The sequence below is a fragment of the Rhodococcus sp. H-CA8f genome (assembly GCF_002501585.1).
Taxonomy (GTDB): domain Bacteria; phylum Actinomycetota; class Actinomycetes; order Mycobacteriales; family Mycobacteriaceae; genus Rhodococcus_F; species Rhodococcus_F erythropolis.
Window position 1 is genome coordinate 1,930,337 of sequence record NZ_CP023720.1, and the last position, 14,860, is coordinate 1,945,196.

Genomic DNA, 14,860 nt, shown 5'->3' on the forward strand with positions numbered 1-14,860 from the left:
CCTTTCACGAGACTTCGATCAAGCGACCGCGAACATACCCACGGTCGGGAGGAAGCTGCAGGTGATGCGATCTGCGCCTTCCGGCTGGGTGGTCAGCGAACCGCTGATCACCGAGAGGACGCGTCCCGGACCTGTATCGGCAATAGCCGACAAGGTGGCGGGACCATCCGGGTTGATGCGCGACGCGTTGGTCAGGTTCTGGGTGGCGCTGCGCTGGTTGTCGATGTTGACCCACGTCACGGTCATCGGCACCGGCTGGTCGTCGACGGCGGGAGCCGTTCCGAGAGCGGTGAAGACGAATCCAGCCTGACCGGCAGCGGGGCCGGGAGGAGGCAGGTGAGCCGGGCCCGGAACAGCAAGCGCGGTTCCGACCGAATCGGCGGTGGCCGAGATGCAGCCCTTGCCAAGCGTGGGGTAGAGGAACTGCGCGATGACGGGGGCGTTCTCGTTCGGGATTTCCGGTCCGCCGCCGCCGCTGCCGTCGAGGAAGGTGATGACCTTCTCGAGGGTGGCTTTGATCTCGGGCGGAATGCCGGGGGAGTTCAGGATCGCGCGAGCTTGGTCGAGCAACGCTTGCTGCGGGCCGCCGGCGACGTCAGCCGGACCTGCAGCGGCGCCGATGATGGCGGGCGCAAACGATGCGAGGAACTCGATCGGCACACTTTCGGGTGCGGGCGGTGCTGCCGGATCGGCCATTGCCTGTGCCGGCAATGCCAGTCCTGCTACTGCGGCAATAGCGACGGCGGTGAACGCCTTTCGCATACCTCGGGTTCGAAGCACTGTTTCCCCATCCTTAGTCATACCGCGCGGGCGCCTAGGCGAGCTCCGCGTTTGACGGCTCGAGGGGTCACTCTATGTACAGAGCCCCCGGGTTGTACAGCTGTTCAGTTGCTGAGCAGCTACGCACCGGGGGGAGTCTATGGCATGACCGGCCTCGATCGTGATTTACGGCGACCATACCTGTGACTGAAGTGATCTATGTGAAAGTTGATGCAACTGTTACGTCAGATTGCGAGGTTTGTTCACTCGGAGATCAGGCGAAACGGACCGAATCGTCGACGAGTACGTCAATTCGACGGGCAAGGTCGAAGTCCAGTTCCGTGAGACCGCCCGCCGAGTGTGTCGAAAGCGTGTACGTGACCTTTCGCCAGCGAACGTCGATGTCGGGATGATGATCTGCGGCCTCGGCGACAGCCGCGATGCGTTGAAGAAGCGCGATCGCGTCCGGGAAAGTCGCGGAATCGACGGTACGAGTGATCGAGCCTGGCGACAGCTGCCAGGCCGGCAGTTCGTCGAGAGCGCTTTGGATCGCGGAGTCGGACAACAAAGTGGCCATACTCCATCATGGTGCGATGAGTGATGTGCCTGCAAGGGATCGCGAAGTTGTCGCCGGTGCGATCTTCCGTGGGGGAAGGCTGCTCCTCGCGCAGCGGACGAGTCCGCCGGCGTTGGCCGGTCGCTGGGAACTGCCGGGCGGGAAGGTCGAGGACTTCGAAACGCCGCAGGCTGCGTTGGCCCGCGAGTTGCGCGAGGAGCTTGCGGTAGAGGTTCGATGCGGAACAAGAATCGGCGTCGATGTGCAACTGTCGGCCGGGTTGGTCCTGCGGGCGTACCGGGCGGAGTTGGTGTCCGGCGAACCGGTCGCGCTCGACCACGCCCAGTTGGCATGGGTCGATGCCGAAGAACTCTTGTCGATGGATCTGGTCGACAACGATCGAGCCTGGATCCCCGAACTGCTCGAGGAGTTGAGGGCGCTTACGCCGCGCGGGCCTTCTTGAGACCGGCTTTCAGTTCCTTCTTGGATGCGCCCTCGTTCTCGAGCTTCTTCATCCGCATGATGACGACGGGGCACTTGATGCACCGTGTCTTCTTCCGGCAGCACTTCTTTTTCGGCTTGAGCTTCGAGACCTTGCTTGCCTTGATTTTTCCCATGTGACGCTGCGGCTTTCCTGTTTCACTACGGCGGAGAGCCCGCTCTTGGAACGAGGTTAGCGTACCCTTAAACACCCTGTTTCTCCAGGTCGTAATCCTACTCGCTTCAGCGTGGTGCAGATCACTATTGGCTGGTGGGGGCGGTGATAGAGGCCGCACAATGCAGGAGTATCCGCTCGGAGCGAGTAGTATTTACTAGGCCGCGGTGCCTATTCAGGCGATTCGTGCCCTGATTCGGATCACACACTCGTGCAGCGGCCACCAGAAGAGCCGTGCGACTTGACTTTCGCGTGGCCGAATCAACTCAGCCAGGAGAGCCATCGCGTGACCACCACCAGCTTCCGTAACGTTGCCATCGTCGCACACGTCGACCACGGCAAGACCACCCTCGTCGACGCCATGCTTCGTCAGTCCGGCGCGTTCGAGGAGCGCGCCGAGCTGGTCGATCGCGTCATGGACTCCGGCGACCTCGAACGCGAGAAGGGCATCACGATCCTCGCGAAGAACACCTCGGTGCACAAGCGCAACGAGGATGGTTCGGTCACCGTCATCAACGTCATCGACACCCCGGGCCACGCCGATTTCGGTGGCGAGGTCGAGCGCGGCCTGTCCATGGTCGACGGCGTCGTCCTGCTCGTCGATGCGTCCGAGGGCCCGCTTCCGCAGACGCGTTTCGTGCTGCGTAAGGCACTTGCTGCCTCACTGCCCGTCATCTTGGTTGTCAACAAGACCGATCGTCCCGATGCTCGCATCGAAGAGGTTGTCTCCGAGGCTCAGGACTTGCTCCTGGACCTCGCGTCCGATCTCTCCGACGAGGCCGCCGAAGCCGCCGAGCTTGCGCTCGGGCTGCCGGTTCTCTACGCCTCCGGCCGCGAGGGCAAGGCTTCGACGGTGCAGCCCGAGAACGGTCAGGCTCCCGACGCCGAGGACCTCACCGCTCTGTTCCAGGTTCTGATGGAGTACGTCCCGGCCCCCAAGGGCACGGTCGACGCGCCGCTTCAGGCTCACGTCACCAACCTCGACGCGTCGGCATTCCTCGGTCGCCTCGCGCTGGTTCGCATCCACAACGGCGAGCTGCGCAAGGGCCAGACCGTGTCCTGGTGCCGCGAGGTCGACGGCGAGCCCGTCATCACCAAGACCAAGATCACCGAACTGCTCACCACCATCGGTGTCGAGCGTGTTCCCGCCGAGGTTGCGCTTGCCGGCGATATCTGCGCTGTTGCGGGTTTCCCGGACATCATGATCGGCGACACGCTCGCCGACCTCGACAACCCGGTTGCGCTGCCTCGCATCACTGTCGATCAGCCGGCTATCTCGGTCACGATCGGTACCAACACCTCACCGCTGGTCGGCCGCGTCAAGGGTCACAAGCTCACCTCGCGCATGGTCAAGGCTCGCCTGGACCAGGAGCTGGTCGGTAACGTCTCGCTCAAGGTCCTCGACATCGGACGTCCCGATGCGTGGGAGGTCCAGGGTCGTGGAGAGCTCGCGCTCGCCATCCTCGTCGAGCAGATGCGTCGCGAAGGCTTCGAACTGACCGTCGGAAAGCCGCAGGTGGTCACTCAGACTGTCGACGGTAAGATCCACGAGCCTTTCGAAGAGCTGACCATCGACAGCCCTGAGGAGTACCTCGGTGCCATCACTCAGCTTCTGGCCAACCGCAAGGGCAAGATGGTTCAGATGTCGAACCACGGTCAGGGCTGGGTTCGTATGGAGTTCATCGTTCCTTCGCGTGGTCTTATCGGCTTCCGTACGGAATTCCTCACGGATACCCGCGGAACCGGCATCGCCAACGCCGTCTTCGACGGGTACGGTCCCTGGGCCGGCGAGATTCGTGCACGCCACACCGGTTCTCTCGTGTCGGACCGTTCCGGCACGGTGACGCCGTTCGCCATGATCCAGCTGGCTGACCGCGGAACCTTCTTCGTCGAGCCCGGCGCGGACACCTACGAGGGTCACGTCGTCGGTATCAACCCCCGTCAGGAAGACCTCGACATCAACGTCACCCGCGAGAAGAAGCTGACCAACATGCGTCAGTCGTCCGCAGACGTGATGGAGACCCTCGCGAAGCCCATCAAGCTCGAGCTCGAAGCGGCCATGGAATTCTGCTCCGGCGACGAGTGCGTCGAGGTCACCCCCGAGGACGTCCGCGTCCGCAAGGTGCATCTCAATGCAACCGAGCGCGCTCGCGAGCGTTCGCGTAGCAAGTCTCGCGACAAGGCTGCTCTGTAGTCTTTCGTCGGTTACCACCTGACAGGCGGATGTGCCTTTCAGCCGAGTTTTCGGCGGAAAGGTACATTCGCCTTCATGGTTTCCGGGCGAAAGTTCTGCCCGGAAATCGAGTGTGAAGGGGCGACGCGGCCCCGTACGGAAGGAATTGTCTGTGGCCTCAGGACGTCGCTACCTGGCGTTGGCAGTGGCAGTGACGGCGTTGTCGCTGACCGCGTGTACGGCCGATCCGCCGCCTCCGGTCGAGAGCACCGAAACCGTCAAGCCCACACCGACTCCGGTTGTTCCGGCGATGAAGCAGGTCACCGTGGCGATCGACGAGGTAGGAGGCGGATTCAACCCGCACCTGCTCGCGGATCAGTCGCCGGTCAACTCCGCAGTCGGCAACCTCGTGTTGCCCAGTGCGTTTCGCCCGATCAATTCGCCGACGCAGCCTGGTGCGACGGAGTGGGCGATCGACGATTCTTTTCTCGTTTCGGCTGAAGTGACGTCAGAGGCTCCGTTCACTATTCGCTACCAACTGCGCAACGAAGCCCAATGGTCGGACGGCGCTCCCATTGCGGCAGAGGACTTTCGCTATCTCTGGCAGCAGATGATCTCGGTTCCCGGTGTGGTCAACCCCGCCGGCTATCAGATGATCGACGACGTGAACTCGTCCGGCGGTGGCAAGACGGTCAACGTCGTGATGCGTGCGCCGTATCCGGCGTGGCGAGAGTTGTTCACCGATATTCTTCCATCCCACCTGATCAAGGACACTCCCGGCGGTTTCAGCACCGGTTTGAGTGAGGGGATTCCGGTGTCTGGAGCCCACTTTCACGTGCGCTCGGTCGACCGTGGTCGAGACGAAATCGTGCTGGAACGCAACGACCGATTCTGGGGCAAGCCTTCAGATCCGGATCAGATAGTTCTGCGACGCGGAGGAACGGCTTCGCAGTTGGCGGATGCACTGCGTACCGACGATGCTCAAGTGGCGCAAGTTCATTCGGGTAGTGCCACGGATATTCAGCTTTCTGCAATCCCGGGTGTCAGTACTGCATTCTCCTACGTTCCGCGCACTCTCGACATCAACGTCAATGGGCGCAGTAAGAACTTCGCGGACGTTCGGGTGCGTAAAGGTGTTCTGGGACTGCTCGATCCGGACCTGCTCGCCGTAGTGGCGGCCGGGAGTGAATCGGCGTCGGCCCCGGTGAAAGCTCAGATCCTCGCTCCGTCGGATCCGGGATATGCGCCAACCGCGCCGCCGAAACCGACCAGAGAGCAGGCGCTGGGCGAGCTGACCGCAGCCGGCTACTTGACAGCACCGCCAACCGGAATCGTCACTGGCACTGGAACGGTCGGATCGATCGTCCGGGACGGCGCTCAGTTGACGCTGCTGATCGGCGCTCCCGAAAACGACGACATCGCGATCGCCGTGGCAAACACCGCTGCCGACGAATTGCGTGACGTGGGGATCCTGGCGACCGTCGAATCGGTGCCGCCGGAGGAGCTCTACGGCGAGGATCTGACTACAGGACGCGTCGACATGATTGTCGGTTGGAGCCGAGCAGGCGCTGACACCGCAACTTCGCTGGCCTCCCGGTTCAGTTGCCCGACAGCGCCTTCCACTCCTGCGACAGGTTCGGCGGTGCCCACACCGACGCCGTCGCAGTCTCCGGAGCCTGTTCGAACGACAAGCGTCGAGGCTCCGAGCAACCTGTCCGGGCTGTGTGATCCGGCGTTGCAAGGTCGGATCGACGAAGCGCTCAGTGGCATCGGGGATCTCGGGTCGTTGATCGCCGATGCGGAACCCAAGCTGTGGGATCTGGCGGCGGTTTTGCCGATCGTGCAGAGCCGAGCGCTGGTTGCAGTCGGGACCGGAGTCGAGGGCGTGGTCCTCGACGGGCCGGTGCAGGTGGGGATATTCGGAAACGCTACGGACTGGGTGAGGGTGGCAAAGTGACCGCGTCGGCGAAGCGACTTCTGTTGGTGCACGCACATCCGGACGACGAAACGATCACCACCGGTGGCACTATCGCGCGTTACGCGTCCGAAGGCGCCGACGTCACGGTCCTCACCTGCACGTTGGGGGAGGAAGGTGAAGTGATCGGTGACGCGTGGGCAGGGCTCGTGGCTGCCGAGGCCGATCAACTCGGGGGCTACCGGATCGCGGAACTGAGCGCTGCTTTGTCGGCTTTGGGCAGTGCCGCTCCTCGCTTCCTCGCCGGTGCCGGTCGTTATCGCGATTCCGGAATGATCGGCACGCCTTCGGCCGCCAATCCCCGTGCTTTTGTCAATGCTCGACTCGACGAGGCAGTCGGCGCGGTGGTCGCCGTCATTCGTGAGATTCGGCCGCACGTCGTGATCACGTACGACCCCAACGGAGGCTACGGGCACCCGGATCACATCCAGGCACACGCGATCACGACAGCGGCCGTGGAAGCTGCAGCAACGGCCGCATATCCCGAGGCCGGCGAGCCGTGGTCGACTCCGAAGTTCTACTGGACCGTGACCGAGCGCAGCGGACTCGAACGCGGCATCGCGGCGATTTCCGAGTTCCCGGAGAACTGGCGTCTGCCCGAGCCCGGTGAATTGCCGAGCGTCGAGGACGCAGACGTGACGACGGCAATCGATGTTCGAGGCGTCATCGATGCGAAGGCGAGGGCATTGAGCGCCCACGCCACTCAGGTGACGGTAGCCCCGAGTGGAGCCGAGTTCGCGTTGTCGAACAACGTGGTCCAACCGATCCTGACGGTCGAGCATTTCGTATTGGCCGCCGGCACGCTCGGTCCGGTGGGTGAGGACGGTCGCGAGCGCGATCTGTTCGGCGGGCTGCACAGCTGACCTGGGCGTCGGCTCACAGGCATTGCGATCGACGCCGTAGTGGTGTGTGATGCGTGTCACCGGATGGGTGGTCCTTTCGGTAACAGCAAAGCCTGGGGGCTGAAGAAATGTACAACTGGGACCTGCAGAACCAGATCGTCGCCTTCGTCGATTCGTTGCGTCCGATGGCCGGTTACTACCACGACATGTATTACGGATCGCTCTACGCATTTGCAGATCAGCAAAGTCATCTGCTGACGCTGCTCGGGTTCCCGCCGGTTCCCTGATCGACTTCGTGCTTTTCGGGCGCGAGCCGGGGTGCTTGTCGGGAGGGACCCCGCGCTCGCGCGTTGGCCGTCGATAGACCACTATCAAAACCATGATCACGGCCGAGAACAACACAGACGCTTCGACAGAAACGTCGCTGTCGTGGCTCGACCCCATCATCCTCGGTGTCCTGATTTTCGACGGGTTCTTGTGCGCGGTGTTGTCAGTCCTGTTCTTGCCGACTCATCTCGGTACGACCGCATTTCCGATCAGCATTCTCGTGGCAGCGACCGCGAACCTCGTATTGGTGATCGCCGCCCGCACGGTTACGACGCCGGGTATGGCCGCATTGCCGCTCGCCGGTTGGATCGTCGGGTTCTTGGTGTGCATGGTCGGCGGTCCGGGCGGCGACGTGCTGGTGCTCTCGTCCCCTCTGACGTTCTTACTGCTGGTCGGCGCAATCGCTCCGGCCGCGGTTTTCCTCTTCAAAGTAGCGATCAACAGGCTTGCCACCCTCAGTTCGCAATAGTTCTCGGCGCGCGCGTAGGAAAGTAACCCATCCATAAGGGACACTCAGCCTGTGGCTGAAGATGATCTGGCGGGCGCGACTATCGCCTTGACCGCAGAACGGCGTGTCGAAGAATTTGCGACGCTCCTCGAACGTCGAGGCGCGGAGATCGTGCGGACACCGGTGATCCATGTGCTGCCGTTGGTGGACGATCGGGACCTGCGTACTCAGACGTCCGCGTTGATTGCCGATCCGCCGGAATTGGTCGTGATCAGCACCGGAATCGGCTTTCGGGGTTGGCTCGACGCCGTCGCGTCGTGGGGTTTGACCGACGAGTTCCTCGGAGCTCTGGCCCGGACGCGCATCATCGCCCGCGGCCCCAAGGCGACGGGCGCCATCCGGGGCGCCGGACTGCGCGAGGAATGGTCGCCTTCGGGTGAGTCGTCCGAGGAAGTTCTGGCGCACCTCGGAAGCGAGGGAGTGGCAGGCTTACGCGTCGCAGTCCAGTTGCACGGCACCATCACCGAATGGGAGCCGTTGACGGACCTGAGCGCCTCCCTCGCCGACATCGGCGCGGTTGTCACCCCGGTGTCGGTCTATCGGTGGATCCGGCCGCCGGATCAGTCGCCAGTCCGCGCGTTGGTCGCTGCAGTTCGTTCCGGTGCAATCGACGCGCTGACCTTCACCAGTGCCCCCGCGGTGTCCTCGATGCTCAGCACGGCAAAAGAAATGGGCGAACTGGAGCGGTTCGTCGCAGCTATGCGCGGACCGGTACCGACCTACTGCGTCGGACCGGTGACGGCCGCCCCGCTGGAGTTGCTCGGCGTTCCGACCATCCAGCCGGAGCGATCGCGTCTCGGTTCGCTGGCGAGGCTCATCATCGACGACCTGCCCAAACGTCGCCACCGCCCGGAGTGACGGCTTCGATCAATGCCCACGCGTTCTCGGCGGGGAGATCGATCACCTCGTAGCTTCCGGTGCCTGCTGGCGTCGCGGCGATGACGGTTGCCACGCCTGCGCGTCGCTGGAAGAACGTCTCGCGCACCGTCCATCCGATGACACCTTCGGATTCGAGGCTGTGGCGCTGGCGATCGAGCGAGCCGCTTCGGGTGATCAACCATCCCGGCAGGACTGCGTGGCCGAGGCCGTTGTATCGGTCGTAGGCGAGGGCAGCGCCAGCGATGGCGAGTACGGCGACCCCGAACCACGCGTAGATCGGGACATCCAGACCAGAAGCCGCGCACGCCACGCAGACCAGAAAGGCTACTGTCGCGAGAAACAGTGCCCTGGTGTACCGGCGACGCCGCGCGGCCGGGCCGTGCGGGATCAGCGGGGCGGACGCCTGACGTGAGTCACCGATGACGGTGGCCATCACTCGCTCGGCTTCCCTGCGTGGTCCCTGCGGGAGCAGCAGCGAAGATTCCTTCTTCTCGGCGCTGACCCCGGTCATGATGGCGTCGAGCCGCGCGCCGCGGGCCAATCGCAGTAGAAGCGGTTCCTTGAGCGTCGTGCCGCGGAGGCGGGCGCGGTCGAGTGTGGTTTGCCGAGTTTTCAACAAGCCGTGACTGACATGCAGGATGCGGCCGTTGTCGGTGAGTTTCATGTTGCCGAACGCGATCAGGTACTGGACGCAGGCGAGTGCACTCGACAGCACCAGCAGCACGACGAGTGCGATGACGACCATCAGCGCGATGCCGAGGCTCTCGAGTGAGTCGAAGCTGTCGCTTACTGCCGACGATTTCGCGACGGCAGTGCCGATGCCGTATTGGAACGAGATGCCGATGATCGCTGCGATGATGGCGATTCCGGTGAACGAAAAGGGAGCGTAGCGAACCCAACTGGGCTCCCAGTGACCGATCTCGGTGTCGACCGGTTCGGCGATGTTCTCGACCGGTGTGCCCGGGGTTTCCAGTCGCCGTGCCTGTTGCGCGCCGGCCAACAGTGCGGCACGTAGGTCCGGAACCAGGGCAGTCGAGAGGGCATTGAGTTCGAACTTGTTCGAATCGTGGCCGATCCCGGCGCGCTGGCCGGTCCCGATGCGCACGATCGACAGCCCGAGCAGTCGGTGCATGACCCCGGCCTCGACGTCGACGGATCGGATGCGGCTACGCGGGACGGAGAGCAGCTTTTTCTGGAATACCCCGGTGCGCAGTTGTACGTGAACGGGCCCGATTCGGTACGTGGTGGTGAAGTACCGCAACAGACCGAAGACGACGAGCAGAGTGACGACGCCGAGTCCCCACCAGTGGTTTCCGGATTGGCTGCCGAGAACTACGGAGACGAGCAGGACCGGGAGCAGTTTGACGACTTCGTTGACGGGGTGGACCAGAAGCATGCGGCGGTCGAGGCGGAGCCATGGCTGTTCCTCCTCGGCTGCCTCGGCAGCTGCCGTTTCCGCCTCGACCGGGATTTCGATCGCGGTCGGGTCGCCCAACTGCTTCTCGTTCACGTTGCGTCTCCCACGTTGGTGCCCGCGATCTCCGTCAGTTGGGCCACTGTGCGGTCGGCGATTTCCTGGTCGAGCGCGGAGATCTTCACAGCCCCGGCAGACGACGCCGTAGTGACGGTCACGGTTGCCAGACCCAACATGCGGTCGATCGGTCCGCGTTCGGTGTCCACGGTCTGCACGCGCGATATCGGTGCGATCCGTCGTTCCTGGGTGAACCACCCCGTGCGTGTGTACACCGCAGTGTCACTGATTTCCCATCGGTGGACGCGATACCGCCACGCCGGAACCATCAGAATGTAGGTGGCCGCGAACAGGACGGTGACTGCGAAGACCAGGCCCACCACCCAGGACGGGATTCCGGGTATCAAGACGGCACAGACGATTTCGGCGACGATGACGGGTACCCAGAACAGCGAGGCAGTGATTGCCCACAGCCTCGGGGCTTTGGCGCTGGGTCGCCATAACGGGTCGGCCATGGTCAGCGGTTGCGGGGCAGTCATGGGCACTACTTTGGTCGAGTGAGGGGCGATCTGTCGACATCGGCCCTATCGTGGAGTGTGGCGACCGCGAAGGGAGCACGTGATGACCGAACAAGATGCGACATTCGACCCGGAGGCTCCGGAATCAGATGCGCTCGAACAATCGACACCCGTAGATCCGAACGCCCCCGAAGAACCCGATCTGACCGACATTCCACTCGACGCGCCAGTGGCTGACGTGGTGGATCAACGAGTCGAGGTCGCGGTCGACGACGACTACCGGCCGTCGTGATCGAGGCCGTGTCGGGGCGGTAAGGCCTCCTACTTCTGGCACCGGGTGGCACTAGTCGTCCCACATGGCGCATGATCGCTAGGTGAACCGAACTGGTGATGACTCCGGCAAACCCACCATGCTTCCGATGCCAGGTATTTCCGCGTCCGCCTCGTCCAGTCCGTCGCCCGGCCCGTCAGCGTCGGCGATGCGGCGAGTTCTCCGTCGCGCACGCGATGGAGCGACCCTGAACGTCGACGAGGCGGCAACGCTGCTGCAGGCGCGGGGAACCGATCTGACCGATCTGTGTTCCTCGGCAGCCAAGGTTCGCGATGCGGGTCTGCTGGCAGCGGGTCGGCCGAACACCGTGACGTATTCGCGGAAAGTTTTCATTCCGCTGACCCGTCTATGCCAGGACAAGTGCCACTACTGCACGTTCGTCACGGTGCCCGGGAAACTGCGTGCCGCTGGGCACGGCATGTTCCTGGAGCCGGACGAGGTTTTGGACATTGCCAGGGCAGGCGCCGAATTGGGCTGCAAGGAAGCGTTGTTCACTTTGGGTGATCGCCCCGAGGCTCGCTGGCCGGAAGCAAAGCAGTGGCTGGACGAACGCGGCTACGACTCCACCCTCGACTATGTGCGGGCGATGTCGATTCGGGTGCTCGAGGAGACCGGACTGCTCCCGCATCTGAATCCCGGTGTGATGAGCTGGCAGGAACTCTCGCGGCTCAAGCCCGTTGCGCCGTCGATGGGCATGATGCTCGAGACGACCGCAACCCGCCTGTTCACCGACAAGGGTGAATGCCACTACGGCAGCCCGGACAAGGACCCGGCGGTTCGGCTGCGCACCCTGACCGACGCAGGCCGACTGAACATCCCGTTCACCACGGGAATTCTTGTGGGCATCGGGGAGAACTTCCTCGAGCGTGCCGAATCGATCATGGCGATACGCAAGTCGCAGAAGGCGTTCGGGCACATCCAGGAAGTGATCATCCAGAACTTCCTGGCCAAACCTGATACCGCGATGCGCGATACCCCTGATGCAGGACTCGACGAGTTTCTCGCGGCCATCGCCGTCGCACGCCTGCTGCTCGGGCCGACGATGCGGATTCAGAGTCCGCCGAATCTCGTCTCGAACAGCGAGTGCCTCGCGCTGCTCGGCGCCGGTGTGGACGACTGGGGCGGGGTGTCACCGTTGACCCCCGATCACGTCAACCCGGAGCGTCCGTGGCCGAATCTCGAGACCTTGGCGGAGATCAGCGCCGAAGGCGGCTTCACCCTGACCGAACGCACTGCGGCTCAGCCGGCATATGTCCTGGCCGGGGCTCCGTGGATCGATCCGCGCATTGCGGGCCACGTGCAGGCACTGGCGGACCCCAAAACCGGCCTCGCCCGGCCCGACACCAAACCGGTGGGTCGACCGTGGCAGGAACCGGACGAGTCGTGGGAATCGAGCGGACGCGTCGATCTCAATACCGAGATCGATACAGACGGGCGCAACACCGAGACCCGCAGTGACCTGGGCAGTGCGTTCGGCGACTGGGAGACCGTGCGCGAACAGGTACTCGAGCTCAGTGCTCCGATTCGCGTCGACACCGATCTGCTGGCTGCGCTGCGCAGTGCCGAACGCGACCCGGCCGGATGCTCCGACGACGAGTACCTGGCCCTTGCCACGGCGGAGGGCCCGGGCCTGGAAGCTGTTGTGGCACTGGCGGATGCGCTACGCAAGGACGCCGTCGGCGAGGACGTCACCTACGTGGTGAACCGAAACATCAACTTCACCAACATTTGCTACACGGGCTGCCGGTTCTGTGCATTCGCGCAGCGCAAGGGCGACGCCGACGCGTTCACGCTGTCGGCAGAGCAGGTCGCCGACCGTGCGTGGGAAGCGCACGTCGCCGGCGCGACCGAGGTGTGCATGCAGGGCGGTATCGATCCGGAACTTCCCGTCACCGGTTACGCCGACCTGGTCCGGGCCGTCAAGAAGCGCGTGCCGTCGATGCACGTCCACGCGTTCTCGCCGATGGAGATCGTCAACGGTGCATCGCGCAGCGGTGAAAGCATCAGGGATTGGCTGACCGCTCTGCGTGAGGCGGGCCTGGACACCATTCCCGGTACGGCAGCGGAGATCCTCGACGACGAGGTGCGCTGGATCCTCACCAAGGGCAAACTGCCGACGGCGGAGTGGATCGAAGTGGTCACCACGGCCCACGAGGTGGGACTGCGGTCGAGTTCGACGATGATGTACGGGCATGTCGATCAGCCGCACCACTGGGTCGGGCACCTGAACGTTCTTCGCGGAATCCAGGACCGTACAGGTGGATTCACGGAGTTCGTGCTGCTGCCGTTCGTTCACCAGAGCGCGCCGCTGTACCTGGCGGGCGCTTCACGGCCAGGGCCGACCAACCGGGACAACCGCGCTGCGCATGCACTGGCACGCATCATGCTGCACGGTCGTATCCCCAACATCCAGACCAGCTGGGTCAAGCTCGGGATCACCGGAACGCAGATGATGCTCAACGGCGGAGCCAACGACCTCGGCGGAACGCTGATGGAGGAGACGATCTCGCGGATGGCTGGCTCCGAACACGGGTCCGAGAAGACCGTCGCAGAACTGCGCGCCATCGCCGAGGGAATCGGACGTCCGGCGCGCGAACGAACCACCACACATGCACGACGCGAAGGAGCGATTGCCTGATGGCTGACGTACTGGGGGACCGCAAGGTCGTCGAGGTTCTCGATCGAGCGGTGTGGGGGATCAACCCGGTTCTCGATCTCGCCTACAGTGATCCGCTCGGTATCAAGCGTCGGACCTTCGAGCCGACCGATCCCGAGCGAAATGCCGCAGCGATGGTGTTGGACGCGGCGGCCTGGGTCCTCGACGTCGTCAAGTTCCCCGGGACGGCGGCGTGGTCGGTGATGACCGACGAGCAGCGCTCGAAGTGGTGGACGACCCGGTTGGGTGCACTCAACACCGTTGCCGTCGCGTTCCCCGGCATCTTCGGCGTCCTCCTCAATCGGCTGCCGATCCAGGACCTCTTGGCATTCGCGAATCAGGCCGTTGTGCTCGTTGCGGTTGCCCGTGAACACGGAGTGACGGAGCGGGATCAGCAGGTGGACCTCCTGGCGTCGGTGCTGTGCCGGCGTGAGACCAAGTCCCGAGATCTGCTCGCCGGTGAGGATTTCGCCGAGAAGTCGGTCAGCGGCACCGACGAGACCTGGCGCCCGTTCGCGCTCATCGGCACCTTGTGGCGCACGTCCAAGACTTTTCGTGCCATCACGGACGAGCTGCACAAGCGGCCGTCGCGGACAAAACCGTACGAGATTTTCGGCAAGATTCCGGTGGTCGGCGTCGTGGCGGATTATCTCGGTGAGCGCGGCGCTTTGGTCCGCGCGGCTGCTGCGGGGGAGAAGTGGATCGCGATTCGGTCGAGGAACATCACCGCAGTAGGCTGAAATGTGTTACCCCCGCCTGCTCAGAGTCGGTTGGCAGGGGGATAATAGGCTGTTCCCGCGGTACGTGAGAGTCGTATCGGATTTTCGGCCCCTTGCAACTGCGTGTTGCGGCGGCGATGCACGACAGGAAGGCAGGGAGATCGGCAGTGACCTACACGATTGCTGAACCGTGTGTAGATGTGATGGACAAGGCGTGCATCGAAGAATGCCCTGTCGACTGCATCTACGAGGGTGGACGCATGCTTTACATCCACCCCGACGAGTGTGTCGACTGCGGCGCGTGTGAGCCTGTCTGTCCCGTCGAAGCCATCTTCTACGAAGACGACGTCCCGGACCAGTGGAACGCGTACATCAGCACCAACGTCGATTTCTTCGACGATCTCGGTTCGCCGGGTGGAGCGGCCAAGCTCGGCAAGGTCGACTACGACACGCCGTTCATCAAGGCGCTGCCTCCCATGGGTGAGGAATAG

At 63.6% G+C, this 14,860-nt stretch carries 16 protein-coding genes; 11 read left to right on the plus strand and 5 right to left on the minus strand.

The window, feature by feature from the left end; genetic code table 11:
* Positions 1-18: 18 nt before the first annotated feature.
* Both CPI83_RS09285 and CPI83_RS09290 read right to left on the minus strand, forming a co-directional pair.
* Entirely contained in the window at positions 19-762 is a 744-nt protein-coding gene (locus CPI83_RS09285; RefSeq protein ID WP_029255827.1) for a hypothetical protein, read from the minus strand.
* Between the two features lie 271 nt (positions 763-1,033).
* Positions 1,034-1,336: a 4a-hydroxytetrahydrobiopterin dehydratase gene (locus tag CPI83_RS09290; protein WP_019744528.1), complete on the minus strand. Its 303-nt coding sequence runs from the start codon at positions 1,334-1,336 to the stop codon at positions 1,034-1,036.
* Between the two features lie 16 nt (positions 1,337-1,352).
* On the opposite strand from CPI83_RS09290, the gene CPI83_RS09295 reads away from it, so the two are divergent.
* Positions 1,353-1,778 (plus strand): (deoxy)nucleoside triphosphate pyrophosphohydrolase, encoded by a 426-nt coding sequence (locus CPI83_RS09295; RefSeq protein WP_097387126.1) that lies wholly within the window; start codon positions 1,353-1,355, stop codon positions 1,776-1,778.
* Here CPI83_RS09295 and CPI83_RS30955 read toward each other — a convergent pair.
* Entirely contained in the window at positions 1,756-1,932 is a 177-nt protein-coding gene (locus CPI83_RS30955; RefSeq protein WP_019744526.1) for a hypothetical protein, read from the minus strand. The two genes, CPI83_RS09295 and CPI83_RS30955, sit on opposite strands and share 23 nt — an antisense overlap.
* A gap of 324 nt (positions 1,933-2,256) precedes the next feature.
* Here CPI83_RS30955 and typA point away from each other — a divergent pair, with 324 nt between their 5' ends.
* The 6 genes from typA to CPI83_RS09325 all read left to right on the plus strand — a co-directional run bounded on the left by typA (position 2,257) and on the right by CPI83_RS09325 (position 8,653).
* Entirely contained in the window at positions 2,257-4,164 is a 1,908-nt protein-coding gene (typA, locus tag CPI83_RS09305) for a translational GTPase TypA (RefSeq protein ID WP_019744525.1), read from the plus strand.
* A 151-nt stretch (positions 4,165-4,315) separates the two neighbouring features.
* Positions 4,316-6,100 carry an ABC transporter family substrate-binding protein gene (locus CPI83_RS09310; RefSeq protein ID WP_019744524.1) on the plus strand — a complete coding sequence of 595 codons (1,785 nt, stop codon included), beginning with the start codon at positions 4,316-4,318 and terminating at the stop codon, positions 6,098-6,100.
* Complete coding sequence (gene mshB / locus CPI83_RS09315; protein ID WP_070385337.1) at positions 6,097-6,981, plus strand: N-acetyl-1-D-myo-inositol-2-amino-2-deoxy-alpha-D-glucopyranoside deacetylase; 885 nt, start codon at positions 6,097-6,099, stop codon at positions 6,979-6,981. Before CPI83_RS09310 ends, mshB begins: the two co-directional genes overlap by 4 nt.
* A 107-nt stretch (positions 6,982-7,088) precedes the next feature.
* Complete coding sequence (locus tag CPI83_RS30960; protein WP_019744522.1) at positions 7,089-7,247, plus strand: hypothetical protein; 159 nt, start codon at positions 7,089-7,091, stop codon at positions 7,245-7,247.
* 92 nt (positions 7,248-7,339) lie between these two features.
* On the plus strand, positions 7,340-7,756 hold the full coding sequence (locus tag CPI83_RS09320; RefSeq protein ID WP_019744521.1) for a hypothetical protein: 417 nt from the start codon (positions 7,340-7,342) through the stop codon (positions 7,754-7,756).
* Positions 7,757-7,807: 51 nt separating this feature from the next.
* Positions 7,808-8,653: a uroporphyrinogen-III synthase gene (locus CPI83_RS09325; protein ID WP_019744520.1), complete on the plus strand. Its 846-nt coding sequence runs from the start codon at positions 7,808-7,810 to the stop codon at positions 8,651-8,653.
* On the opposite strand, the gene CPI83_RS09330 is transcribed toward CPI83_RS09325, so the two are convergent.
* Both CPI83_RS09330 and CPI83_RS09335 read right to left on the minus strand, forming a co-directional pair.
* Positions 8,613-10,184 (minus strand): PH domain-containing protein, encoded by a 1,572-nt coding sequence (locus tag CPI83_RS09330; RefSeq protein WP_021345012.1) that lies wholly within the window; start codon positions 10,182-10,184, stop codon positions 8,613-8,615. The genes CPI83_RS09325 and CPI83_RS09330 overlap by 41 nt on opposite strands.
* On the minus strand, positions 10,181-10,684 hold the full coding sequence (locus CPI83_RS09335; protein ID WP_020970221.1) for a PH domain-containing protein: 504 nt from the start codon (positions 10,682-10,684) through the stop codon (positions 10,181-10,183). The genes CPI83_RS09330 and CPI83_RS09335 overlap by 4 nt, the downstream gene beginning before the upstream one ends.
* Before the next feature lie 82 nt (positions 10,685-10,766).
* On the opposite strand from CPI83_RS09335, the gene CPI83_RS09340 reads away from it, so the two are divergent.
* From CPI83_RS09340 to fdxA, 4 genes are all read left to right on the plus strand, one after another.
* Complete coding sequence (locus CPI83_RS09340) at positions 10,767-10,955, plus strand: hypothetical protein (RefSeq protein ID WP_003945217.1); 189 nt, start codon at positions 10,767-10,769, stop codon at positions 10,953-10,955.
* Positions 10,956-11,073: 118 nt separating this feature from the next.
* The gene (locus tag CPI83_RS09345; RefSeq protein ID WP_019744516.1) at positions 11,074-13,632 is read left to right on the plus strand and encodes a bifunctional FO biosynthesis protein CofGH; all 2,559 of its coding nucleotides are present in this window, start codon (positions 11,074-11,076) and stop codon (positions 13,630-13,632) included.
* Positions 13,632-14,390 carry a hypothetical protein gene (locus tag CPI83_RS09350; RefSeq protein ID WP_019744515.1) on the plus strand — a complete coding sequence of 253 codons (759 nt, stop codon included), beginning with the start codon at positions 13,632-13,634 and terminating at the stop codon, positions 14,388-14,390. The genes CPI83_RS09345 and CPI83_RS09350 overlap by 1 nt, the downstream gene beginning before the upstream one ends.
* A gap of 146 nt (positions 14,391-14,536) precedes the next feature.
* Positions 14,537-14,860: a ferredoxin gene (fdxA, locus tag CPI83_RS09355; RefSeq protein ID WP_003945248.1), complete on the plus strand. Its 324-nt coding sequence runs from the start codon at positions 14,537-14,539 to the stop codon at positions 14,858-14,860.